Genomic DNA, 22,624 nt, shown 5'->3' with positions numbered 1-22,624 from the left:
ATTTCAAATTTCCGGTTTTTCATCCAACGGCAACAGCTTAGTTACATGGCCCATTTTTCGGCCGGCGCGAGATTCTGCTTTACCATATAAGTGAAAAGAGTTTTTGGAGTCGTCTATAATATCCGACCATTGATCTATGTCGGTGCCGATCAGGTTTATCATGGTTGCATTGGAATGACGAACCGGGTTTCCGAGTGGTAATCCGCAGATCGCTCTGATGATTTGTTGAAACTGGCTGGTGGCGCAAGCTTCGATTGTCCAATGGCCGGAATTATGAGGGCGCGGTGCCAGTTCATTTACAAGAACATCGTCCTCTAGCGTTACGAACATTTCAACGGCAAGAAGACCGATGAGTTTTATTTTCGTTGCGATCGTCTGCGCAATTTCTTCTGCCCGTTTCGCTACAGGTTCCGAAATGTTAGCCGGCGCCAGAGTAATATCCAGAATATGATTTTTGTGGCGGTTTTCTACAGGAACATATGTTTGGATATCTCCATTGGCGCTGCGTGCCACAATGACGGAGATTTCCAGCCGAAAATTGACAAAACCTTCTAAAATCGAAGGGGCGTTTTTCATTTCTGACCACGCTGTATCAATCTGGCTCGCGTGATCTATTTTGGTTTGGCCTTTGCCGTCATAACCAAGGCGACGGGTTTTCAAAATAGCGGGTGTTCCTATTTGCTGCACTGCATGTGTTAATTCCCCGATACTTTCTACATTGGCGAAAGGTGCCGTGCCGATGCCTAGATTATTGATAAAACTTTTCTCCAATAAACGATCTTGTGTGACTTCCAATACTTGCCGGCTGGGTCGGACTGGCACGATATCATTGAGGAACATAATAGTGTCAGTTGGAATATTCTCGAATTCCAACGTGACCACATCAACGGAGTTGGCAAAGGCTTCCAAAGCTATTTTATCGTTATAATCTGCGATTGTTGACCGATGACTAACTTGGGCGGCTGGACTATTTTCTTCCTGGCCAAAGATATGAACAAAATATCCCATTTCCGCAGCAGCCAGGGCCATCATTCGACCAAGTTGGCCATCTCCGAGTATGCCGATATGTCCACCGGGTGCGATCAACGTCATGGAAAATCCTTAAAATCAGGAATGGGGTTCGTCTGCAACAGATTCAGTTTGTTGCTCCCGCCAGATTCTGACGGCCCGCGCATATGTTTCATTTTCGAGCGCAAGAATCTGAGCGGCAAGTAGTGCCGCGTTTATGGCACCCGCTTTGCCGATGGCTAAAGTTCCCACAGGAACTCCGCCAGGCATTTGAACAATAGATAACAGGCTATCCATTCCTTTTAATGCCTTGCTCTCAATGGGTACACCCAGTACCGGGAGAGGGGTCATGGAAGCTGCCATTCCTGGTAAATGGGCAGCCCCACCGGCACCGGCTATAATGACTTTGAGGCCGCGGTCCTTTGCAGCTTTCGCATAATCATAAAGCCGATCAGGTGTCCGATGGGCAGAAACGATTTTCGTCTCGAACGGAATATCCAATGCTGTCAATGTTTCGGCGGCATTCTTCATGATCTCCCAATCTGATTGGCTCCCCATGATAATACCGATACAGATGTCTTGCGTAGTCATTGAAAATTTCCGAAATAAAGGACTGTTTTTGAAGGGGCGGATTATAGGCAAGGTTCAAAAAGACGCAAGTAAAGCGTTCCATAACATTTGAGTAGATTTTAAATCATATTTTTATAATAGATTCTTTTGAGTTTTGATTTTAAATACCGTATTCTTCAATTTGTTATTGGGTATGTAGCAGTTAGGTATATTCGTGAAAATTAGCTCAACAACCGCATCGCGCGCATCTGACCGGTCGAGCAGAGCCACCAAATCAGGCGTACAAAGTACACCGTCATCCGGATCGCCACCGCGTGAAATAAACGATACAACATCTGTCCTGGGCATTCCGGAAGAAGAATTAACCCCCCGCGTTCGCGACGCGATAATGTCGTTGATGGCAGAAGTTGATAATTTACGGCAATCCTTGGGTCAGGTTAATCGGCGTCTCAACGATACAGAGCAGTTAGCGGATCAGGATCCACTGCTTCCCATTTATAACCGAAGAGCATTTGTACGTGAACTCACCCGGGTGCAAGCCTCAGTGGAGCGGTATAAAACGGAAGCGAGCCTTGTCTACATAGACTTGAACAAGTTTAAAGCAATCAACGATAACTTAGGACATGAAGCCGGGGACGCTGTTCTGTCCCAAGTTGCTAAACGGCTGGTTGATAGTGTCCGGGATACAGATATTGTCGGACGATTAGGAGGCGATGAGTTTGGCCTCATTCTTTCGCGCACTGACGTAGATAGCGCTCGCATATTGATAAATCGTATTCCATTGTTGTTTCAGCAGCAACCAATCGTCTGGAATGATGAAACCCTGACGGTTGGGCTGTCTTCAGGGGTTGTTCCTATCCAATCGGGAAGCAATGCGGAACAAGCACTCAACGCAGCGGATGCCGCTATGTATGAAAATAAAAAGTCAGATTTTTCATAGTAAAAAAGTGTCTAAGAGCCGTGCTTGGAAGCCATATCAAGCGATGATATCTGGTAGAAGCGCATTTTCCGTGGAGAAAATCTGATCCTTTAATACCAATTTGCGCTTCTTGAGACGCTGAAGCTGTAAGGTATTGTAATTACCGGATAAAATTAAGGCATCAATAGCCAAATCCAGATCTCCATGTTCCGCTTTTAAGTGGGCCAACCTCATTCTAAGTTGCTCGTATTCGTCTATTTCTGACATGTAATTACAGCTGCTCCGGCAACGATTTTTCCAGCAAGGGTCAAAGATATGCTAGTCTTCTTAGCCATTAGCATAAATATCAACCCTATTTTAGCACTTTTTAGGATATAAGCCTAGCCTCAGCACGTTATGTGCGGCGATTATTCATTTCCGAACGCTCTTCAGGAGTTTGCGATTTTGGCTATATATAATTCAGCGTCATTTCCTCCGAGCCAGTTGTGGGATTATGCAGCTAAACTTTACAGCTCGCAAGATGTCGAAGAAGCCTGTCTCAGTCTTCAGGATCGGCGTGGCCTGGACGTTAATTTGATTCTTTTCTGCATTTGGGTTGCTGCCAGCGGACGCGGGGCAATGACCGAAGAAGAAATGACCGCTGGTATTGATGCCGGTATTGTATGGCAATCCCAAGTCGTCGCTCCGTTACGGCATGTGCGGCGATTTCTAAAGGGTCCTATCGCACCCGCCGACGGCAGGCTTGGTGCTGAATTGGGGCGCGTTGTTTCAGAAAGTGAATTATACTCCGAACATATGGAAATTCAGATACTGAGCGAGATCGTGGTACGACCGGCGACTGGTTCGTTTGATATGCAGGAGAGGGGGCAGGAAGCTGCTGCTAATTTACAGGCTTATTTGGACCGGATGATTGAAGATATCAATAATGAAGACCGTGCGGCCTTATTGGTCATATGGCAAGAATCGTTTCCTGCTGCGAATCCAAAATATACTGATTTGTTTTTTCCATTAGTAACGGCGTAAGTTTACTTTCCCAAACCAGTCCAAGTTTTCGACAATGAATTCTCAATGCTGAGTAAATTCAGGACATGCCCTACAAATTGATCAACGATATCATTCACGGATTGAGGTCGGGTGTAAAATGCCGGGACAGGGGGTGCGATGATAGCGCCCATCTCAGAAAGCTGTGTCATGGTTCGAAGATGACCCGTATGAAAAGGTGTTTCTCTAATTGCTATTATAAGCTTGCGGCGTTCTTTTAAAGTAACATCTGCAGCGCGAGTCAATAGGCTGCTGGTCACTCCGGTTGCAACCTCCGACATTGAACGGACAGAACAAGGAAGAACGACCATACCGTTCGTTTTAAAAGATCCAGATGCAATGCTCGCCCCTATATTCATCGAGTTATGGGTCTCAGTCGCCAGTGCTTTGACATCGGCGACAGAGTATTTTGTTTCCTGAGTAATCGTGATTTCGCCAGCCTTGCTGATGACCAGATGGGTTTCCAGGTCTAAGGCCTGACAGGCTTCCAGGAAGCGAATACCGTATTGCGCACCGGACGCGCCACTAATACCTATTATGAGCTTTTTGTTTTCCGTCATTTCGTCCAGCTTTCGTAAAAATAAAAAGTCGCGAGCTATTGAAACATATCATGTTGCTTCATAAATCTGTAACATAGAGTTGTCCATCGCTGGTACACCAGCGTCCTGTCTTTTTTAGCTTAAGGAGATATACTATGAGCGCAGCAGACCATGTTTCACAGCTGACCGAAAAACATACCCAGATTGAACAAAGAATTCAGACTGAAATGGCCAGCCCGTCTGCAGATCATGTGCAAATTAGTCATCTTAAACGAGAGAAGCTCAGGATAAAGGAAAAAATATCGAGTTTATCTTTGTTATCTGAATCAGCTCATTAGGAAAATTGGCTTACCATTAGGATTATAAGACAAGCTTAAAGTTCAAGGCGCTGGAAGATTATTTCAGCGCCTTTTTTAATGATTAAAAGACTGAGATAACTGATATAGTTTTTGTGGAATTTTAATTGTACGATCTCTTGTTAAGCTTGCCTGATTGAAACTCGATTTGGTGTGTAAAGAGTGCGTAAGAACTGAATCGAAAGCGGATCTATGGTTTATCGATTCGTCAAGAAATTTATTTTACAAAGTATTTCCACAAGTTGTTGACGCGGAAAGAACATTTATACAATATGTAGTGGCTATTCGCGAATTCGGGGACGTTAAAGACTCGCCAAAGAAGCTCAAAATAGCGAAATACCGCAATATTCGGGATGTTCATGCTGTCTATCCTGCAATTATTGTAAAAATATGGCAGATATATTGTAATTTTTGACTAATATTTGAAATTAGGTCATGACTGATAAGTCGAGAAGAAGGGGTAAGTTGGATGCTTGATACGGTTGATATGCTGACAGACATCGTTCAGGTCAAAGGCGGTGCACGTGTTCATATTGATCATAGTCGCGACAAGTATTTGACTGATTTCGGCAGGGCCGTGCTGACCGATCGGTATTTGCTTCCTGAAGAGAGCTATCAGGACTTATTTGGACGGGTTGCCAGCGCCTATGGAGAAGGCGACGCTCATGCGCAACGTATTTATGAATATATCAGCAAATTATGGTTCATGCCATCAACGCCTATTTTGAGTAATGGCGGATCTTCTCGGGGGCTTCCAATTTCGTGTTTTTTGAACGAATCCAACGATAGCTTGAAGGGTATCGTGGATTTATGGACAGAAAATGTCTGGTTGGCATCCAAGGGCGGGGGCATCGGAAGCTATTGGGGGAACTTGCGGTCTATCGGTGAAGGCGTCGGTGCCGTTGGTAAAACGTCTGGTGTAGTGCCGTTTATGCGGGTTATGGATAGTCTGACATTGGCCATCAGCCAAGGCAGCCTGCGCCGCGGTTCAGCTGCTGTCTATCTTCCTGTTTCTCATCCGGAAATTGAAGAATTTATTGAGATCCGCCGACCAACAGGCGGTGACCCGAACAGGAAAACACCAAATCTTCATCATGGCATCCTTGTCTCAGATGCATTTATGCGGGCCGTTGAAGAAGATGGCGAATGGGGACTAACCAGCCCGAAAGATGACGCCGTTGTTAGAACCGTAAGCGCCCGCAGTTTGTGGATCCGGATTTTGACGGCGCGTGTCGAAACGGGTGAACCGTATATCATTTTTAATGATCGGGTGAATAGCCTCGTGCCAGAGCATCATAAATTGGCCGGTTTGTCCGTGAAAACATCCAATCTTTGTGCTGAAATCATGTTGCCGACGGGTATCGATCATTTGGGAAATGATCGGACTGCAGTCTGCTGTCTTTCATCGCTAAACCTTGAAAAATATGACCAATGGCAAACGCAAGATGGCTTCATCGAAGACATTATGCTTTTCCTGGATAATGTCCTGCAGGATTTCATCGACCGTGCACCAGATGAAATGGCGCGAGCGAAATATGCCGCTATGCGCGAGCGGAGTGTTGGTCTGGGTGTAATGGGGTTTCATTCTTTCTTACAGGCAAAACGAGTTCCTCTGGAATCTGTTATGGCGAAAGTCTGGAACAACAAGATATTCAGCCATATTCAGGCAGGTGTAGATGCTGCGTCAAAATCGCTGGCTAATCTCCGTGGTGCATGCCCTGATGCGGCAGATTATGGGTTTAACGAGCGGTTTTCCAATAAAACAGCGGTCGCACCGACGGCCTCGATCTCCATTATTTGTGGTGGTGCCAGCCCGGGAATTGAACCCGCGGCGGCAAATAGCTATACCCATAAAACCTTGTCTGGATCTTTCAACGTCCGCAACCCACATTTGAAAGCTCTGCTTGCAGAAAAAGGTCATGATAACGAGGATATCTGGAGTTCCATCACCGTGAGCGAAGGATCTGTCCAACATCTCGATTTCTTGGATGATCATGAAAAGGATGTGTTCAAGACAGCTTTTGAGCTGGATCAGAGATGGATTATTGAGCTGGCTGCAGACCGTACGCCAATGATTGACCAATCTCAGTCCGTAAATGTTTTTCTGCCAGCCGATGTGCATAAGCGAGACTTGCATCAAATACATTTCCAAGCCTGGAAACAGGGCGTGAAAAGCCTTTATTATTGCCGCTCTAAATCCATGCAGCGCGCGGAAGTAGTTGCAACGAAAGAAGAATTGCCGGCTGAACTTAAAGAGCTGGCTGATAGTCTGGCAGTTGCCGCTAAATCGCCTCTTGTAAATGTCGGTGAGACCACCGATTATGAAGAATGCCTAGCCTGCCAATAACAGGCTAGCGTTCCTTTTTTTGATCTTTTTTAACAATTGAGTCTGCCCATGTCGTTGCTTGATGCGAAACCGGTTTACAAGCCATTTTCTTATCCTTGGTGTTATGATGCCTGGTTGATGCAACAACAAATCCATTGGCTGCCTGAAGAAGTCCCGTTGGCGGATGACGTCAAGGATTGGCATAATAACCTGACTGAATCAGAGCGTCATTTGCTGACCCAGATTTTCAGGTTTTTTACGCAGTCCGATATCGAGGTAAATAACTGCTATATGCGGCACTACACCCGCGTATTCAAACCGACAGAAGTTCAGATGATGCTGGCAGCTTTTTCAAATATGGAAACAGTCCATATTGCGGCTTATTCGCATCTTTTGGATACTATTGGTATGCCGGAATCAGAGTATTCTGCGTTCCTTCATTATAAGGAAATGAAGGATAAATATGATTTCATGCAGCAGTTTAATGTAGAGAGCAATACCGATATTGCCAAGACATTGGCCGTGTTCGGTGCCTTTACGGAAGGTCTGCAATTATTTGCCAGTTTCGCTATTCTTCTCAATTTCCCTCGGACGGGCAAAATGAAGGGAATGGGGCAGATTGTAACATGGTCTGTTCGCGATGAAACACTGCATTGCAATTCAATCATAAAGCTATTCAAGACTTTTGTGTCGGAAAATCCAGAAGTTTGGACGGACGATTTCCAACAGGATTTATATGCAACATGCCGTGAGATCGTCCATCATGAAGACGCTTTTATTGATCTAGCTTTTGGCGAAGGTGATATTGAAGGAATGACAGCTGACGAGATTAAGGGCTATATCCGCTATATTGCAGATCGTCGTCTTAGCCAGTTAGGCTTGAATCCAATTTATTTGATCCCGAAGAATCCGCTTCCCTGGCTCGATAGTATCTTGAACGCCGTTGAACACACGAATTTCTTTGAAAATCGGGCGACTGAATACTCTAAAGCCGCAACCAAAGGTAACTGGGAAGACGCCTTTAATTGATTCTTCCATTTGAGAGAATTTTCGTTCGGTGACTTGCCGTTGTTTTTCTTACAAATGCTGAAAATCTTATTGGCACATGTTCGTTTCTCACAATAATTTTAAGGATGGGTATGTCTCGTGCTGATACAGAAGCTACGCTGACAAATTATTATTCCGCCATGAAATCTGGCGATCGAGATGCGATGAGGGAAGTGGTGTCTGCAGACATTATTGTTACCTATCATGATGTGATCGATATTTTACCGTGGGGTGGCGTGTGGGAAGGGTTTGAAGGATTTCAGGATTTTCTGTCCGTTGTTGCAGATCATTTGGTAATTGAAAGCGTCGTCCCGCGTGAGACATTTATTGACGGAAGCACTGTGATCGTCGTCCTTGAAGGAAAATGGCTGGTTCGCGCCACAGGAAAAAGAGCGAAGGCCGTTGTCGTTAATATTTTTACGATGGCAGAGGGCAGGATTGCGAGTTACCAAGTATTTCCTGATTCAGCCGCGTTTGGCATTGCATTGGAGCATCTTAATCAGAACTAGTTTCTGAGGTGGCTTTTCGACGATTTTTAAAAGGACGTTTGCTAACTCGGGATTTGAAGAACGATTTTCCCTGTATGTTTTTTCGATTGAAACACCGTCTGCGCTTCTCCTATATTCTCCAACGGAAAAACTTCTGCGACAAGAGGTTTTATTGCCTTGGTTTCAATGAGGCGAATGAGATTTTTAAACACCTTTGGGTCCAAAACCGTGCAGCCAAAGAAACTCAGATCTTTAAGGTAAAGAGTTCGTACGTCCAATTCGACTAACGGGCCGGCAATGGCACCGGCAACGGCATAGCGACCAAATGGGCGAAGAACATCCAGCAAGTTTGGCCAAGCAGGACCAGCGACCAAGTCAATGACGACATCTATACTATTTTCACCCAACGCCACTTTTAAATTTTCGTTCCGTCCAATTGTTTGGGCCGCCCCGAGGGCCACTAATCCATTTGATTTAGAAGGGCTAGTTACGGCAATTACTTCTGCACCCCGGGCTTTTGCCAATTGAACCGTAGCCGATCCAACGCCGCCTGATGCGCCCGTGACCAAGACTCTGTCGCCCGCAGATGTCGATGTTCTTGTGAGCATATTTTCAGCAGTTGAATATGAGCAGGGAAAAGACGCGAGATCCACTTCAGAGAGTTCGCTATCAATTCTGTAAGCATGTCGTGCGGCGACGGTGGTAAATTGAGCAAAACCACCATTACATTCGGACCCGAAATACCAAGGGTGGGGCGGCTGTTGTCCGCCAACCTCAGTTAAACAAGGTTCAACGAGGACACGCTCACCAATACGATTTTGGTCGACCTCAGATCCCGCGGCAACGATTTCCCCCGCGACGTCGGCGCCTTGAATTCTTGGAAAATTCAACGCTTCACCGGACCAACTCGCATCCTCTGTATTGCCGTCAGATTTTGCATACCACCCGATACGTGTATTAATATCTGTATTATTCACACCAGCGGCGCCCACTCGTATCAAGACGTCTCGTTTTCCCATAACTGGAAGCGGGATATCCTTACGATATTCTAATTTCTCAGGGCCACCATGTCCGGTCATGAGAACACCTGTCATCGTCGTTGGTAAATCAATCATCGGAAAATCCAATACAGTTATGTCTGCCGGAATATTCTCATATGGAGCTGTCCTTGCATATTTTATTTTTGTGATTGCCTAGTTTTCCTACTAGCAGGGATAAATGCACAGATCATTCAACCATATGGTTGACAATTAGGCTGAAAGCTATATATTCAACAATATGGTTGAATATAATACAGAAAATTTGGACGCGACGTTTGCGGCCCTGGCCGATCCGACGCGTAGAGCGATTCTAGAAAAACTGGCGGAAGGCGAGCAATCCGTGAGTGAATTGGCGATGCCGTTCGATATGTCGCTTGCCGCCGTTTCCAAGCATATCCAATTGCTAACGCGAGCTAATCTAGTTTCACAGCACAAAAAAGGCCGGGTGCGACAATGTCGTTTGGAGCCTGAAGCTTTCGAAGCTGCCGTAAATTGGATTGAGCATTACAGAGATTTCTGGGCAGAAAAATTTACTGCTTTGGAAGCGTTCCTTGAGAACGAGGTCAAAAAATCTGACATGAAACCCAAACAAGGAAAGAGGAAGAAATGAATATACAAGCTGTGAAACCGGAACTCTATACGTTGACCCTATCTCATCTTTTTCACGTCTCTGCAGATCGCCTATTTGATGCATGGACAAATCCTGCTTTGGTAGCGCAATGGTTTGGGCCATCAGGATTTACGCTTCCCAACGCGGATATTGATTTAGTGGTTGGTGGATCTTACCATTTTTTGATGCAGCCGCCTGAAGGAGATCCCATTGTACATCAAGGAAAATACACGGTTATAAACCGTCCAACTCAGTTGGCATTTACCTGGCTGCTTGAAAATCAATCCTGCGAAGGGACCGAGGGCCTGTATTGCGAAACATTAGTTACTCTCGATTTCGTCGAGAAAGGATCAAAGACTGAACTAATGGTGACACACGCGGGCTTACCAACGAAGCAATCCGCGGAATCACATAATTTTGGTTGGACAAGCAGCCTCGGTTGCCTTGAAGAGGTAATGGTTTAAAGCAAGATACGTAGAATAGGAGACAGTTATGACAACAGCCACAATTGTAAATCGCGAGGAATGGCTAAAGAGCCGCAAAGCGCTCCTTGCTCAGGAAAAAGAATTCACCCGTCAGAGGGATGCGCTGAGCAAAATGCGACAACAGCTACCGTGGGTTGAAGTGGGTGAAGACTATCTTTTTGACACGAATGACGGGTCGACGGCTCTAAGCCAATTGTTCGGTGAACATGGTCAGCTGGTTGTTTACCATTTTATGTATGGCCCTGATTGGGAGGTAGGATGCAAAAGCTGCTCTTTTTGGGCAGACAGTTATAATGGCGTGATCGCCCATTTAGCTGCGCGGGACGTATCTCTTGTCGCTGTTTCACGAACATCGTTAGATAATATCAATAGCTTTTCGAAACGCATGGGCTGGTCCTTTCCCTGGGTGTCATCCCTGAACAATCAATTTAACTTTGATTATAACGTTTCTTTTACGGAAGAGGACAAAACGAGTAAGCGTGCCAGCTATAATTATCGATTAGGCCCAGTTGGTATGGACGAACTGCCCGGATTCAGTGTTTTTTCAAAAGATGAGGCCGGGCGAATTTATCATAGTTATTCCACATATAGTCGCGGGCTCGATATGATGAATACCGCTTATAACATTCTTGATATGGTTCCGAAAGGACGCGATGAGCAGAATCTGGATAACACGATGGCCTGGTTGCGCTTACACGATAGCTACTAATTAAGTTTTTGATTGATCGAGATCAAATAGCTTCGGCGAATAAACTCCTAGGATAAGATTTTGTTGCAATGTAAACAAATTCGTGAAGAATGGTGCCAAGGGCCCATTTTCTAACATCGCCCGCTAAAAGCCGGTAATTACTGGCAAATATATTATATTCTGGGAGGAATAAACAATGCGTAAAACCATGTTGGTTGCCGCGGCAACTGCAGTATTAATCGCCTCTGGCTCTACAGCCTATGCAAAATGCGACCCTGGTGAAATTGTCATCAAATTTAGCCATGTTACAAATACGGATAAACATCCTAAAGGCATCGCCGCGACATTGTTGGAGCAGCGAGTAAATGATGAGATGAATGGCAAAGCCTGCATGCAGGTGTACCCAAACTCTACTTTATACAATGATAACAAAGTCCTGGAATCATTGCTTAATAATGATGTACAGATGGCAGCGCCGTCATTGTCAAAATTTGAAAAGTTCACTAAAAAATTCCGAATTTTCGATCTACCCTTCATGTTCAAGGATGTGAATGCAGTTGACGCATTCCAGAATTCTGAAACAGGTCAGGCGATGAAAACCTCGATGGTCAAGCGTGGTTTGCTCGGATTGGAGTTTTGGCATAACGGTATGAAACAGTTTTCCGCGAGCAAGCCGCTTCTTGTTCCTGGTGATGCAAAAGGCCTGAAATTTCGTGTTCAGTCCTCAGATGTTTTGGTAGCGGAAATCGAAGCAATGGGCGCCGTTCCACAAAAAATGGCTTTTTCTGAAGTTTATGGTGCTCTGCAGACTGGCGTTGTAAACGGACAGGAAAATACCTGGTCAAATATTTACGGGAAGAAGTTCTTTGAAGTTCAGGATGGAACGACGGAAACCAATCATGGTATCATCGACTATCTTGTCGTGACATCAACGAAGTTCTGGGATGGATTGCCGGACGACACCCGGACACAATTGACGACAATTTTGCGGGAAGTAACGGAAACCAGAAACGCGGAATCAACTAAAGTTAATAATGATGCGAAAGACGCAATCATGAATGCCGGCGGCGTGGTTCGTCAGCTGAACGCAGAGCAGCGCCAGATGTGGGTAGATGTTATGAAACCGGTCTGGACACGTTTCGAAGGTGATGTTGGCAAGGACAACATTATGGCAGCCCAAAAGTTCAATATGAACTAAGACACCTTTTGCAGACCGGTATTGAGGGGTGCCGGTCTGTTTCTACCTATTGCGTGGGAGGGGGTCTCTATGTCGAATACGGGGCATCATAGAAAAAGAAATTTTACTGATAAACTTGAAGAAACGTTGATCGCCATAATTCTTGGCTTTATGACGATTATTACTTTCATCAATGTTGTCGCTCGGTATGGATTTAACGAAAATATCCTCTGGGCGCTAGAAGTGACATCAATTCTTTTCGCTTGGCTTATTCTATTGGGCGTAAGCTATTGTGTTAAAATTACTGCACATTTGGGCGTTGATGCTGTCGTAAATCTGGTTTCCGCTCCTGTTCGAAAAATCCTTACTCTTATTGCTGTTCTGCTTTGCGTCATATATGCACTGCTTTTGCTTAAAGGCGGATGGGATTTTTGGGCAAATTTTGCCAACTTGCCTGGAACTGAAGGGCGTTGGTTTTTTATGGGTTTTGAAGAAGAGTTTCTGGCAAAAGGCTGGTACGAGACAGACGATGTTATCATGCCTGAAATGTTCCAAATCTTTGCCGTTTGGTTCAATGAAGGCGAGCCATATGAAAAAATACCCCGGCTCATACCTTACGTGATGTTGCCAGTTGGGATGGCTTTATTGCTTTTTCGTTTCCTGCAAGCAGGCTGGGCTGTCTGGACGGGCAATAAGACATTGATAATCGTTAGTCACGAAGCCGAAGAAGCTGTTGAAGAAGCCGCTGCCAAACTCGGCAAGGAGACTTAATCAATGGACGTTGTCCTTCTCTTTGCTTTGATCATTGGACTTTTAATATTCGGAGTGCCGATTGCAGTGGCGCTTGGACTTAGTTCGATCCTTTTTCTCCTCGCTTTTTCTGATAGTTCGCTGGCATCCGTTGCGCAAACATTTTACGAAGCGATGGCGGGTCATTATACGCTTCTTGCTATCCCGTTTTTTATTCTGGCCTCGAGCTTTATGTCGACCGGCGGTGTTGCTAAACGTATTATTCGCTTTTCGATCGCTCTTGTTGGGCATTTTAGTGGCGGCCTGGCCATTGCCGGTGTTTTCGCCTGCATGCTGTTTGCTGCATTGTCTGGGTCCTCACCAGCGACTGTTGTTGCCATCGGGACTATCGTTATCGCGGGGATGCGTCAGGCTGGGTATAGCAAGGATTTCGCTGCAGGAGTTATTTGTAACGCCGGAACCCTTGGAATTCTTATTCCACCCTCCATTGTCATGGTGGTATATGCGGCTGCAACTGATGTGTCTGTCGGCCGAATGTTCCTGGCCGGAGTCATTCCTGGTTTGCTGGCAGGCTTTATGTTGATGGTTGGTATCTATGTTGCCGCCAAATGGAAAAACCTGCCCAAAGGAGATTGGTTGGGTTGGGTCGAAGTTTTTTCTTCCGCAAAAGAGGCCGCGTGGGGTTTGTTCCTGATTGTGATTATTCTGGGTGGAATTTACGGGGGTGTATTTACACCAACGGAGGCCGCAGCTGTTGCCTCCGTCTACGCTTTCTTTATTGCTAATTTTATCTATCGGGATATGGGCCCTTTGCATCGTGAGGGGGCAGAGCCAATCTCGATATTTCGCAAGCCACAGGCTTTGGTGACAGTATTTTTCCATCCGGACACGCGGGACACACTTTTTGAAGCCGGAAAGCTGACTATCACGTTATTATTTATCATCGCGAACGCGCTCATTTTGAAACATGTGTTGACCGATGAACAGATCCCGCAACAGATTGCGGGTACTATGCTGGATGCCGGCTTGAGCTGGTGGTCTTTCTTGATTGTTGTAAATGTAATTCTACTTGTTGGCGGGCAGTTTATGGAGCCTTCCGGTTTGATAGTAATCGTCGCTCCTTTGGTCTTTCCTATCGCCATTGAGTTGGGTATCGATCCAATTCACCTTGGAATAATTATGGTTGTGAATATGGAAATCGGAATGATAACACCGCCCGTTGGATTAAACCTATTCGTGACCTCTGGCGTTGCCGGCATGCCGATGATGCGCGTGGTGAAAGCGGCGCTACCATGGCTTGGCATCCTTTTCGTTTTCCTGATTTTGGTTACGTACATTCCCGGTCTATCGACATGGTTGCCAACGACCTTTATGGGCCCTGAAATAATTATAAAATAGAAGTTAGCTGTCTTTATAAAGACGTTTTTTGAAACGTCGGAGGGCCCACCAGACACCAAAAAGAACAATCGGGATAGACAGACCCTTGACCAAATCCGCATTTACGGACAAGCCAACACTATTGCCAGCCTTAGCTGCATATCCCACGAGGCTCACCAGGTAGTATGAAATTGCGGCAATAGACAGTCCTTCAACAGTTTCCTGCAGCCGTAATTGACGTTGTGCTCGCTTGTTCATCGACGCAAGCTGTGCTTGATTTTGCTCCGAAAGTGCAAAATCTGTTTTGGTGCGCAATAGATTTGCGGATCGTGTCGCGCGGCGCGATAGATCGGAAAGTCGGTCAGCTGCTGAATTGCAAGTTCTTACGGCGGGTGTTAATCGGCGATCCAAAAATTCAGAAATTGTCTGGTACGGCGCGATTTGAATTTCTTTCAGTTCAGTAATCCGCGATAGGATAATTGCATAATAAGCACGTGTTGCGCTGAACCTGTAAGCGGTTTTCGCAGAGAGGGTTTCAATGTCAGCTGAAACTCTTGTGAGATTTCGTAGCAATGTTGCCTCGTCTTCACGGCTGTTGACTAAACTGAGCTGCTCGGTCAAGTCGGCGAGTTCCGTATTTATAGAGGCAGCTTTTCGGCTTACATCCCATGCGAGGGGTAGAGCAAGCAATGCTAGGTTCCTGTATACCGCAATTTCGAAGATCCGCAGAATTACGCGCCCGGCTTTTTGAGGCGGCATATTGTGGTCATATATCAAAGTTCGGTTATATCCATCCTTGTCGATCCGTAAATCGGTCCAAAGCTGCGCTGCATCGCCGCCGATGATACTGCTGACCAGACTTTCAGAAACAAAATAGTCATCCAATTCAGTATCTGTAGGTTTGGATCCTGTCGTATCCAGTAATTCTATTTTGACAGCGGTAAGTAGTACGCCGGGTAGAGAGCTGAGCCAATCCTTCGGAACTTCCTCGCACGCACTTCTGGAGAACGGGATGTGATCGTGATTTGTTCGAAAGAATGTATAAGTTGTGAACTCGGTATGCCGCTCCCAACGTAATCGGAATGATCCGAAATCCGCCGAGAAGTGGTTTGTATTTTTGCGGGGCGGGTGTATTCCATAGCGATTGCAGATGTCACAGATATGTCGGTAATCTTCTTCCTCTGCATGGTCTTCGCGGAACATCGCATACATCGTGCCGTATAGGGGCGCGATCAACTGTTCGAAGGGCCTGGCATGTAACTCATTGCTGATATCAAAGCGCAGAGGGTGAGGTGTTAATCCAGCACAATCTCTTCGGTCTGCCAATTTAAATCCCCCGATTAATCTACCCGAAAAAAAAGCAAAGCCGACTCTTCTTAGCAGGCGAGAATTGTAGTACGTTATCTCATTATTAAAGTCAAATATAGGAAAGGGCACGGACTTGGATCTGCGCTCTTGTTGTAGATTTTAAGTAGAAAATTACTACTTAACGGAGAATTCGGAGGTTATTTAGTAGTTCTCGCATAAGTTAATAATAAAAATTGCGATTTTATACAAAATCACTCACTATGCGAAGTGGGCGCGTATCTAGTATCGAAACGAACATGACAATTTCGAAAGTAAATGTAACAACAGATAATAAATCGCAAGACAAAAGCAATCCTCTGTCCGATTTACCTACGTTGAAAGTGCTGATTGTCGGTGCGACTGCTTTTGAAGCTGTGCCCGAATATAACCCCCTTGATGCTTTTCTTTATGACGATCAAACGGTCAATTTCCTTCAAGCAGAAAACGAAGCTGAGGGATTATCCTTTTTGACGGGGCAAGACGATATTTCTGTCTTATTGGTCGATGTGTCGCGCGAGAAAAAAATGAGCGGGATTTCATTCGTTCAAAAAATCCGCCAAGAGCTCGAAAACAAAACGATCCGTATTATTTTATTTGGCGGACCTGCTGGATATTTGCAAGATTTGAACATTTTGCGACAGTATGATGTCAGCGATTACTTGGACATTTCGAGCCTGACTGTTCCTCAACTGTTTTCCAGTTTGACCATCGCCCTTCAATCCTATGAACGTGTAAAAACAGATCAATCCAGCAGACAATCTTTACAGACCATATTGGATATTACCAAAGAGCTCTATGGTGTGCGCTCCGTTGAGGAGTTTTGCCTTACCATTTTAACGCAGCTTCAGCTCATTCACGCCGAAACGGAGCACTGTTTTTTTTGCGTTCCTGATGATAAATCCGGTGATCTCATCCTCGCGGCTGGTAAAGGGAGTTATGAAGAATTAATAAGGAGAAAAGTTGCCGATGTGGTTGATGCGCGGATATTTAATACTATCCAGGAAGTTTCGCAAACGGGTGCAAATGATCACGGCGGAGAGGTTAGCGTTTTACCGTTGCTTCGAAATGGCATTTTTAAAGGCGCCGTTGTTTTGCATACAGTCAGAGGTGCAACGATTATTGAGAAACGCCAAATTGATTTAATTTGCGCGAACGTAACACTGGGGCTCGAAAATGCTGATATGTTCGAAGAGATCAAACGACTGGCATTTAATGACTCACTTACTGGATTAGATAACCGAGCAAAATTCCGATCAGATATTCAAACCTTTATCGAAGAAACGGCTATCTCATCCAAAAGCCGGTTTATTGTTGTCCAGTTCGTTTTGGATTATTTACCAGAACTCAACATAGCCTTGGGACATGAAGCAGGGGATGATCTGCTTCAATTCGTGTCGGAACAGTTGTCACTTTTGTTTCCAAACGCTATTTCGCTCGCCAGAACTTCTGGAGACGGCTTCGGATTGTGTATCCCGTATGACGCGGATCTCGGACTTCAGCAAATTCCCAAAACCATCCATAAACTTTTTGAGAGGGGGCCAGCAGGGCGAGTAAATTTACCACATGTAACGCCACGTATTGGCCTTGCAATTTACCCAGATGACGCAGACAACGCTGCAATGTTGTGGCGGAGTACTAATATTTCTTTGGCAACTCTGTCGGGTAAGGGCGGCACGTACTTCCGTTATTATAACAAAGAAATAGCTGGCGAAATTAATGCAAGAGTTAAGCTGAATAATGCCCTGAAAATTGGCATTGGACGTGAAGATTTATCGCTGGACTATCAGCCCCAAATCGATCTTGGCTCGGGAAAAATAATTGGTGTTGAAGCCTTGTTGAGATGGGAAAGGGAAAACGGAAAATTTGTATCACCAGATGAGTTTATTCCTGTCGCTGAGACGTCGGGTCTTATCGCACCCATAAGTGAATGGGTATTGCGAGAAGCCTGTCTGCAGCGTAAAGCCTGGTTAGACGCTGAGAACTCCGATTTCAAAGTAGCTGTCAATTTATCCTTGTCTGTTTTCCAAGACGATGATTTTGTTGATCTAGTTCGCACTATACTAAAAGAAACAGAATGCCCTCCAAACCTTCTTGAATTGGAGATCACAGAAAGTGTGATTATGGAAGATCCTGAGCTAGCACTACAAAATTTCTTAAAAATTGGTGCGCTCGGTGTTGGTTTCTCAATTGACGATTTTGGAACGGGATATTCTTCTTTGAGCTATTTACGACGGCTGCCTGTTTCTGTGCTTAAGATTGATAAAGCATTTATAGATGGAATGACTATAAATGCTGATGACGCAGCGATCGCGAAGACTGTCATTAGCCTCGGCCGCAATTTGGGACTTAAAGTTTTGGCTGAAGGTGTTGAAACAGAAGAGCAAGTTGCTTTTTTGAAAAAGTCTGGCTGCCATCATGCGCAAGGATTTTTCTTCTCGCGCCCGGTAAAAGCGGAAGCTATCTTGCCGTTTATTGCAAAGCAGACCTAAGTTATCACTTCTATTTTAGTAGCTTGCCAGGGTTCATTATTCCGTCAGGATCAAGGGCCGCTTTAATCCGATGCATAAGGTCGATTTCGATCGCAGGCTTGTAATGTACAAGATCGTCTGCTTTCAAACGACCAATGCCGTGTTCAGCACTAATGCTGCCGCGCATGCTTACCGCAATATCATGAACAACACGGCTAATTTCCTGCCAATGACCAAGATACTCCTCCCTATCCATATCAAGTGGCTGCATAGGATTGTAATGGACATTGCCGTCGCCAATATGTCCGAAAGCAACGGATCGAAAATTAGGAATTATCTTACGCACTGCAATGTCGGCATCACGGATAAAATCCGCAAATCGGGATACAGGGACTGAAATATCATGTTTGATGCTGCCACCTTCTGGTTTTTGTGCGCCTGATATTTCTTCCCGCAAACTCCAAATATGAGCTTGCTGTGCTTCACTCGCCGCAATGACGGCGTCGATGACAATATTCTGCTCGAAACCGGCTTCGAGTATTGTCTCCATGAGACCGGCTAAATCTTCTGTACTACTCGAAGAAAGCTCTACAAGTATTTGCCAGTCATATTTGGCCGGCATTGGGTCGGAAAAGTTTGGCACGTGTCGACAGACCATGTCGATTGCGATCCGCGGAATAATTTCAATTGCAGTGACTTGATCGCCGCTCAGTGTTCGAGCTAGATTCAAAAACTCTACAGCCGCCTCGACGGAGGGAATAGCCGCCAAAGCAACTTGTTGATACTTTGGTCGTGGATACATTTTGACAACGGCGCCCGTGACAATCCCAAGAGTGCCTTCCGCGCCGATAAATAACTGTTTCAAGTCGTAGCCAGTATTGTCTTTGCGAAGGCTTGTCATGCCGTCCCAAATCTGGCCGTCCGGCAGTACAACTTCTAATCCTAAAACTTGTTCTCGGGTATTGCCGTAATGCAGAACCTGGACACCTCCTGCGTTGGTTGAAATGTTACCGCCGATCTGACAGCTACCTTCTGATCCAATACGCAAGGGAAAGATACAACCCGCTTCTTCTGCCGCTTGTTGTAAATTCACCAATACGCAGCCGGCATCTACGGTCATCGTGCCGTTGAGACGGTCAACATCACGGATGGTATTCATGCGGCGAAGGGACAAAACGACCTCATTGCCTTTTGCGAAGGGAATGGAGCCACCCACAAGGCTCGTATTTCCGCCTTGTGGCACGAGAGGTGTTTTTGACGACGCGCAGATCTTTACAATTGCAGCAACTTCTTCCGTAGACTTTGGTAAGACGATGGCGCGAGCTTTTCCAACAAATTTATCTCGCCATTCAACAACAAATCCCCGCATATCTACTTCATCCAGTAGAATGCCTTTTTCGCCAACTATTTGGGTCAATTGCTCAATTAAGTTCACGATCATGTCCTCTTTTATTTTCTCGGCGCGGCAGCTCTGCGCAACCGATCATTTATGGCAACTCCTAGTCCAATTTCCGGAATAGGGCCGACGGCAATTGCTTTTACTTGCATTTCATCGAGCATGTGGAAGGCTGCAAATAACTTGGCAGCTGCTTCTGTCAGGTCGCCAGCTTCACTCAAGTTTATATCCGACAATTTATCTTGATCTCGTCCGAAACCCAAGAACGCCTCACCCGGTTTTTTATCCGCTGCATCAAGCCGTACCGGACATGCCGGGGCATAATGAGTGAGGAGCATCCCAGGGCTACTTATGGTTCCATCATTACTATGGCGTAAAACTTCGCCGACCGCTGATTCAAGGGCGTCCTTGGTTATTCCACCTGGCCGCAGAAGTACTGGAATATCATTTTCAAAGCCAACAACTGTGCTTTCTACCCCAACGGGACAGGCACCGCCATCCAGGACGCCGGAAATTGCGTTACCGAGTCTGCTGATTACATGCTGAGCTGTTGTCGGGCTTATACTTCCGGAAGGGTTAGCACTCGGGGCTGCCAAGGGACGACCGCATTCTGTTAAAAATTGCAAGGCGAGGCGATGTCCCGGGATACGGATTGCCAACGTATCGAGCCCAGCACTCGCGAGTTTTGATATGGCGCAATCCTTGGTTCTGGGTAAAACCAATGTTAATGCCCCGGGCCAGAAGTTGTCGGCAAGCCGGCGGGCGATATCGCTGAAAACAACATATTTCTCGGCGACGGCAATAGACGGAACATGAATGATAAGAGGGTTGAAGCTCGGGCGGCCTTTTGCCGCGTAAATGCTGGCGACGGCGGTATCATCCAATGCGTCAGCGCCCAAACCATAGACGGTTTCCGTCGGAAAAGCGACTAGGCTTCCGGATTGTATGTACTCTGCCGCTCGTTTAAGCCCAGCAGGATCGGGCTGCAATACTTCACTCATAACATTACTCATTCTTGGGCCGTGAAATGCCATTTTACTCCTTTATGTGATGAGGTCGAGCGTGATTGTTGGATTGGGTAGGGCTTTTTTCTCGTTGCTCATTATGTCATAACGGTTAAAACAAATGAAAACCGTATTTGGAAGGAAGTTCAGATGGGCGAATATGTAGCGCCGCTAAAAGATATGCGCTTTGTGTTAAACAATATCGTTGACCTCAATGCTCTGTCAAAGCTTGAGGGGTTCGAACATGCTGAAAGCGATGTTGTGGATGCTGTTCTGGAAGAAGCCGGAAAATTTGCGACGAATGTGCTCTCTCCAATCAACAAGTCCGGTGATTTGCAGGGATCTCATGTTAAAGATGCGGTTGTGACGACCCCGGATGGTTGGGTAGATGCTTACGCGCAGTTTGTAGACGGCGGATGGAACGGTATTTCCGCGCCGGAAGAATTCGATGGGGGCGGACTACCTAGTGCCGTTGCTCTGGCAACCGTCGAAATGTGGAATTCTGCAAATCTTGCTTTTTCTCTTTGTCCACTGTTAACCCAGGGAGCAATTGAATCTCTGCTGGCGCACGGGACCGAGGAACAACAACAAACCTATTTGAAAAAACTTGTGAGTGGCAAATGGGCTGCAACGATGAACCTGACGGAAAGCCAAGCAGGTTCGGATGTCGGTGCCCTTCGATCAAAAGCCGTTCCGGCAGAAGATGGAAGTTGGCGTATTTCTGGGCAGAAAATTTTCATTACCTACGGAGACCATGAGCTTAGCGAGAACATCATTCATCTTGTTTTGGCTCGTACGCCTGGCGCTCCTGCAGGCACTCGCGGTATTTCCCTCTTCATCGTACCAAAATTTTTGGTGAATGAAGATGGTAGTCTTGGTGCCCGAAATGATCTGAGATGCGTTTCATTGGAAGAAAAAATTGGTATTCATGCAAGCCCAACGGCGGTCATGTCATATGGCGATGAAGGAAATTGTATCGGCTATCTGATTGGCGGCGAGAACAAAGGGATGGCATGCATGTTCACTATGATGAACAGCGCGCGTCTCAATGTCGGTGTTCAAGGTTTAGCAATTGCCGAACGGGCATATCAACAGGCCGTTGAATATGCCCGCGATCGGAAGCAGGGGCAGGGGCCTGGAATGCCAAAAGGCGAGATGGCTCCAATTATTAATCATGCAGATGTTCGTCGTATGCTCATGACAATGAAGGCGAATATCGAGGCAATGCGGTGCCTTATTTATTTAAATGGGGAATGCCTGGATAAGGCGCATCACCATCCGGATAAGACCGTGCGTGAAGAAAGTATGGGAATGGCTGAACTGCTGACGCCAATGTCAAAAGGCTGGTCTACGGACCTCGGTGTCGAATTGGCCTCTATTGGTGTTCAAATACATGGTGGTATGGGCTTTGTGGAAGAGACCGGTGTTGGTCAATATTACCGAGATGCACGTATTTTACCAATTTATGAGGGCACCAATGGCATTCAGGCATTAGACCTTGTAGGGCGAAAACTGGGCCTCAATGGCGGTGCGCCGGTTAAAACGCTTTTAGCAGATATGGATGGCGTGGTTCAAGAATTGGCGCAAACAGGAAATGAGTTCACGGCGATGTCTCTGCATTTGGGCCTGGCCATTTCAGCTCTGAAAGAAGCGACAGACTGGCTATATACAAATGCTCCGAATGATCCGAATGCGGCACCCGCCGGCGCAACGCCTTATCTAAGGATGTTCTCGACCATCGTTGGCGGTTATTTGCTTGCGAAATCGGCCCTAAAGGCGAAAAGTCTTTTAGCTGCTGGTGATAGTGATGAAGGGTTCCTAAATGCCAAAATTGTGACGGCGCATTTTTTCGCGGCCCAAATTATGCCGCAAGCAACTGCGTTACTTGGTCCGGTTACAGAAGGAGCGGATACATTGTTTGCAATCACCGAGGAACAGCTATCTGCGTAATAGGGGAGTTGTTGTTGACGTTTACGTAAACGTTAAGA

General features: G+C 46.0%; 22 protein-coding genes. 14 read left to right on the top strand and 8 right to left on the bottom strand.

Annotated features, from left to right (window positions below):
- Nucleotides 1-3: 3 nt before the first annotated feature.
- Together V7723_RS11885 and purE are read right to left on the bottom strand one after the other, a co-directional pair.
- A complete protein-coding gene (locus V7723_RS11885; protein WP_335684692.1) occupies nucleotides 4-1,092 on the bottom strand; it encodes a 5-(carboxyamino)imidazole ribonucleotide synthase in 1,089 nt (362 codons plus the stop codon).
- A gap of 15 nt (nucleotides 1,093-1,107) precedes the next feature.
- Nucleotides 1,108-1,599, bottom strand: a complete 492-nt coding sequence (gene purE / locus V7723_RS11880; RefSeq protein ID WP_335684691.1) for a 5-(carboxyamino)imidazole ribonucleotide mutase — start codon at nucleotides 1,597-1,599, stop codon at nucleotides 1,108-1,110.
- Between the two features lie 193 nt (nucleotides 1,600-1,792).
- On the opposite strand from purE, the gene V7723_RS11875 reads away from it, so the two are divergent.
- The gene (locus V7723_RS11875; protein ID WP_335684690.1) at nucleotides 1,793-2,518 is read left to right on the top strand and encodes a GGDEF domain-containing protein; all 726 of its coding nucleotides are present in this window, start codon (nucleotides 1,793-1,795) and stop codon (nucleotides 2,516-2,518) included.
- Nucleotides 2,519-2,554: 36 nt separating this feature from the next.
- Here V7723_RS11875 and V7723_RS11870 read toward each other — a convergent pair whose 3' ends face one another.
- On the bottom strand, nucleotides 2,555-2,764 hold the full coding sequence (locus tag V7723_RS11870; RefSeq protein WP_335684689.1) for a YdcH family protein: 210 nt from the start codon (nucleotides 2,762-2,764) through the stop codon (nucleotides 2,555-2,557).
- Between the two features lie 177 nt (nucleotides 2,765-2,941).
- On the opposite strand from V7723_RS11870, the gene V7723_RS11865 reads away from it, so the two are divergent.
- Nucleotides 2,942-3,520: a TIGR02444 family protein gene (locus V7723_RS11865; protein WP_335684688.1), complete on the top strand. Its 579-nt coding sequence runs from the start codon at nucleotides 2,942-2,944 to the stop codon at nucleotides 3,518-3,520.
- A 2-nt stretch (nucleotides 3,521-3,522) separates the two neighbouring features.
- On the opposite strand, the gene V7723_RS11860 is transcribed toward V7723_RS11865, so the two are convergent.
- On the bottom strand, nucleotides 3,523-4,098 hold the full coding sequence (locus tag V7723_RS11860; RefSeq protein ID WP_335684687.1) for a UbiX family flavin prenyltransferase: 576 nt from the start codon (nucleotides 4,096-4,098) through the stop codon (nucleotides 3,523-3,525).
- A gap of 134 nt (nucleotides 4,099-4,232) precedes the next feature.
- Here V7723_RS11860 and V7723_RS11855 point away from each other — a divergent pair, with 134 nt between their 5' ends.
- The 4 genes from V7723_RS11855 (at nucleotide 4,233) to V7723_RS11840 (ending at nucleotide 8,315) form a co-directional block, all read left to right on the top strand.
- Nucleotides 4,233-4,415 (top strand): YdcH family protein, encoded by a 183-nt coding sequence (locus V7723_RS11855; RefSeq protein ID WP_335684686.1) that lies wholly within the window; start codon nucleotides 4,233-4,235, stop codon nucleotides 4,413-4,415.
- Nucleotides 4,416-4,920: 505 nt separating this feature from the next.
- Nucleotides 4,921-6,780 carry a ribonucleoside-diphosphate reductase subunit alpha gene (locus V7723_RS11850; RefSeq protein WP_443024222.1) on the top strand — a complete coding sequence of 620 codons (1,860 nt, stop codon included), beginning with the start codon at nucleotides 4,921-4,923 and terminating at the stop codon, nucleotides 6,778-6,780.
- A gap of 48 nt (nucleotides 6,781-6,828) precedes the next feature.
- A complete protein-coding gene (locus V7723_RS11845) occupies nucleotides 6,829-7,788 on the top strand; it encodes a ribonucleotide-diphosphate reductase subunit beta (RefSeq protein ID WP_335684684.1) in 960 nt (319 codons plus the stop codon).
- 110 nt (nucleotides 7,789-7,898) lie between these two features.
- Nucleotides 7,899-8,315: a nuclear transport factor 2 family protein gene (locus V7723_RS11840; RefSeq protein ID WP_335684683.1), complete on the top strand. Its 417-nt coding sequence runs from the start codon at nucleotides 7,899-7,901 to the stop codon at nucleotides 8,313-8,315.
- A gap of 41 nt (nucleotides 8,316-8,356) precedes the next feature.
- Here the strand turns inward: V7723_RS11840 and V7723_RS11835 are convergent, their stop codons facing one another.
- On the bottom strand, nucleotides 8,357-9,409 hold the full coding sequence (locus V7723_RS11835; RefSeq protein ID WP_335684682.1) for an alcohol dehydrogenase family protein: 1,053 nt from the start codon (nucleotides 9,407-9,409) through the stop codon (nucleotides 8,357-8,359).
- A 163-nt stretch (nucleotides 9,410-9,572) separates the two neighbouring features.
- Here V7723_RS11835 and V7723_RS11830 point away from each other — a divergent pair, with 163 nt between their 5' ends.
- The 6 genes from V7723_RS11830 to V7723_RS11805 all read left to right on the top strand — a co-directional run bounded on the left by V7723_RS11830 (nucleotide 9,573) and on the right by V7723_RS11805 (nucleotide 14,442).
- A complete protein-coding gene (locus V7723_RS11830) occupies nucleotides 9,573-9,944 on the top strand; it encodes an ArsR/SmtB family transcription factor (protein ID WP_335684681.1) in 372 nt (123 codons plus the stop codon).
- Nucleotides 9,941-10,408: an SRPBCC family protein gene (locus V7723_RS11825; protein ID WP_335684680.1), complete on the top strand. Its 468-nt coding sequence runs from the start codon at nucleotides 9,941-9,943 to the stop codon at nucleotides 10,406-10,408. Before V7723_RS11830 ends, V7723_RS11825 begins: the two co-directional genes overlap by 4 nt.
- A 28-nt stretch (nucleotides 10,409-10,436) precedes the next feature.
- Entirely contained in the window at nucleotides 10,437-11,138 is a 702-nt protein-coding gene (locus tag V7723_RS11820) for a DUF899 domain-containing protein (protein WP_335684679.1), read from the top strand.
- A 187-nt stretch (nucleotides 11,139-11,325) separates the two neighbouring features.
- On the top strand, nucleotides 11,326-12,315 hold the full coding sequence (locus V7723_RS11815) for a DctP family TRAP transporter solute-binding subunit (protein ID WP_443024221.1): 990 nt from the start codon (nucleotides 11,326-11,328) through the stop codon (nucleotides 12,313-12,315).
- A gap of 69 nt (nucleotides 12,316-12,384) precedes the next feature.
- The gene (locus tag V7723_RS11810) at nucleotides 12,385-13,065 is read left to right on the top strand and encodes a TRAP transporter small permease (protein WP_335684677.1); all 681 of its coding nucleotides are present in this window, start codon (nucleotides 12,385-12,387) and stop codon (nucleotides 13,063-13,065) included.
- Nucleotides 13,066-13,068: 3 nt separating this feature from the next.
- Nucleotides 13,069-14,442 (top strand): TRAP transporter large permease, encoded by a 1,374-nt coding sequence (locus V7723_RS11805; RefSeq protein WP_335684676.1) that lies wholly within the window; start codon nucleotides 13,069-13,071, stop codon nucleotides 14,440-14,442.
- Between the two features lie 3 nt (nucleotides 14,443-14,445).
- On the opposite strand, the gene V7723_RS11800 is transcribed toward V7723_RS11805, so the two are convergent.
- Nucleotides 14,446-15,747 (bottom strand): DUF3422 family protein, encoded by a 1,302-nt coding sequence (locus V7723_RS11800; RefSeq protein WP_335684675.1) that lies wholly within the window; start codon nucleotides 15,745-15,747, stop codon nucleotides 14,446-14,448.
- A gap of 278 nt (nucleotides 15,748-16,025) precedes the next feature.
- Here V7723_RS11800 and V7723_RS11795 point away from each other — a divergent pair, with 278 nt between their 5' ends.
- Nucleotides 16,026-18,257, top strand: a complete 2,232-nt coding sequence (locus tag V7723_RS11795; RefSeq protein ID WP_335684674.1) for a two-component system response regulator — start codon at nucleotides 16,026-16,028, stop codon at nucleotides 18,255-18,257.
- Between the two features lie 10 nt (nucleotides 18,258-18,267).
- On the opposite strand, the gene V7723_RS11790 is transcribed toward V7723_RS11795, so the two are convergent.
- Nucleotides 18,268-19,677, bottom strand: coding sequence for an FAD-binding oxidoreductase (locus V7723_RS11790; RefSeq protein ID WP_443024220.1), 1,410 nt, complete (start codon nucleotides 19,675-19,677; stop codon nucleotides 18,268-18,270).
- 8 nt (nucleotides 19,678-19,685) lie between these two features.
- The gene (locus V7723_RS11785) at nucleotides 19,686-20,633 is read right to left on the bottom strand and encodes an L-threonylcarbamoyladenylate synthase (protein ID WP_335684672.1); all 948 of its coding nucleotides are present in this window, start codon (nucleotides 20,631-20,633) and stop codon (nucleotides 19,686-19,688) included.
- A gap of 153 nt (nucleotides 20,634-20,786) precedes the next feature.
- Here V7723_RS11785 and V7723_RS11780 point away from each other — a divergent pair, with 153 nt between their 5' ends.
- Nucleotides 20,787-22,586 (top strand): acyl-CoA dehydrogenase family protein, encoded by a 1,800-nt coding sequence (locus V7723_RS11780; protein WP_335684671.1) that lies wholly within the window; start codon nucleotides 20,787-20,789, stop codon nucleotides 22,584-22,586.
- Nucleotides 22,587-22,624: the final 38 nt, after the last annotated feature.

Source organism: Sneathiella sp., from assembly GCF_036960985.1.
Taxonomy (GTDB): domain Bacteria; phylum Pseudomonadota; class Alphaproteobacteria; order Sneathiellales; family Sneathiellaceae; genus Sneathiella.
The sequence above is the reverse complement of the archived record's forward strand: the minus strand, read 5'-3'. Positions and strand labels throughout refer to the sequence as shown.

Coding starts and splice junctions, on each gene's coding strand:
- V7723_RS11790 (WP_443024220.1), bottom strand. CDS start 19,677: ATGATCGTGAACTTAATTGAGCAATTGACCCAAATAGTTGGCGAAAAA.
- V7723_RS11820 (WP_335684679.1), top strand. CDS start 10,437: ATGACAACAGCCACAATTGTAAATCGCGAGGAATGGCTAAAGAGCCGC.
- V7723_RS11785 (WP_335684672.1), bottom strand. CDS start 20,633: ATGAGTGAAGTATTGCAGCCCGATCCTGCTGGGCTTAAACGAGCGGCA.
- V7723_RS11795 (WP_335684674.1), top strand. CDS start 16,026: ATGACAATTTCGAAAGTAAATGTAACAACAGATAATAAATCGCAAGAC.
- V7723_RS11870 (WP_335684689.1), bottom strand. CDS start 2,764: ATGTCAGAAATAGACGAATACGAGCAACTTAGAATGAGGTTGGCCCAC.
- V7723_RS11855 (WP_335684686.1), top strand. CDS start 4,233: ATGAGCGCAGCAGACCATGTTTCACAGCTGACCGAAAAACATACCCAG.
- V7723_RS11815 (WP_443024221.1), top strand. CDS start 11,326: ATGTTGGTTGCCGCGGCAACTGCAGTATTAATCGCCTCTGGCTCTACA.
- V7723_RS11885 (WP_335684692.1), bottom strand. CDS start 1,092: ATGACGTTGATCGCACCCGGTGGACATATCGGCATACTCGGAGATGGC.
- V7723_RS11810 (WP_335684677.1), top strand. CDS start 12,385: ATGTCGAATACGGGGCATCATAGAAAAAGAAATTTTACTGATAAACTT.
- V7723_RS11805 (WP_335684676.1), top strand. CDS start 13,069: ATGGACGTTGTCCTTCTCTTTGCTTTGATCATTGGACTTTTAATATTC.
- purE (WP_335684691.1), bottom strand. CDS start 1,599: ATGACTACGCAAGACATCTGTATCGGTATTATCATGGGGAGCCAATCA.
- V7723_RS11780 (WP_335684671.1), top strand. CDS start 20,787: ATGGGCGAATATGTAGCGCCGCTAAAAGATATGCGCTTTGTGTTAAAC.
- V7723_RS11850 (WP_443024222.1), top strand. CDS start 4,921: ATGCTGACAGACATCGTTCAGGTCAAAGGCGGTGCACGTGTTCATATT.
- V7723_RS11845 (WP_335684684.1), top strand. CDS start 6,829: ATGTCGTTGCTTGATGCGAAACCGGTTTACAAGCCATTTTCTTATCCT.
- V7723_RS11860 (WP_335684687.1), bottom strand. CDS start 4,098: ATGACGGAAAACAAAAAGCTCATAATAGGTATTAGTGGCGCGTCCGGT.
- V7723_RS11840 (WP_335684683.1), top strand. CDS start 7,899: ATGTCTCGTGCTGATACAGAAGCTACGCTGACAAATTATTATTCCGCC.
- V7723_RS11835 (WP_335684682.1), bottom strand. CDS start 9,409: ATGATTGATTTACCAACGACGATGACAGGTGTTCTCATGACCGGACAT.
- V7723_RS11825 (WP_335684680.1), top strand. CDS start 9,941: ATGAATATACAAGCTGTGAAACCGGAACTCTATACGTTGACCCTATCT.
- V7723_RS11830 (WP_335684681.1), top strand. CDS start 9,573: ATGGTTGAATATAATACAGAAAATTTGGACGCGACGTTTGCGGCCCTG.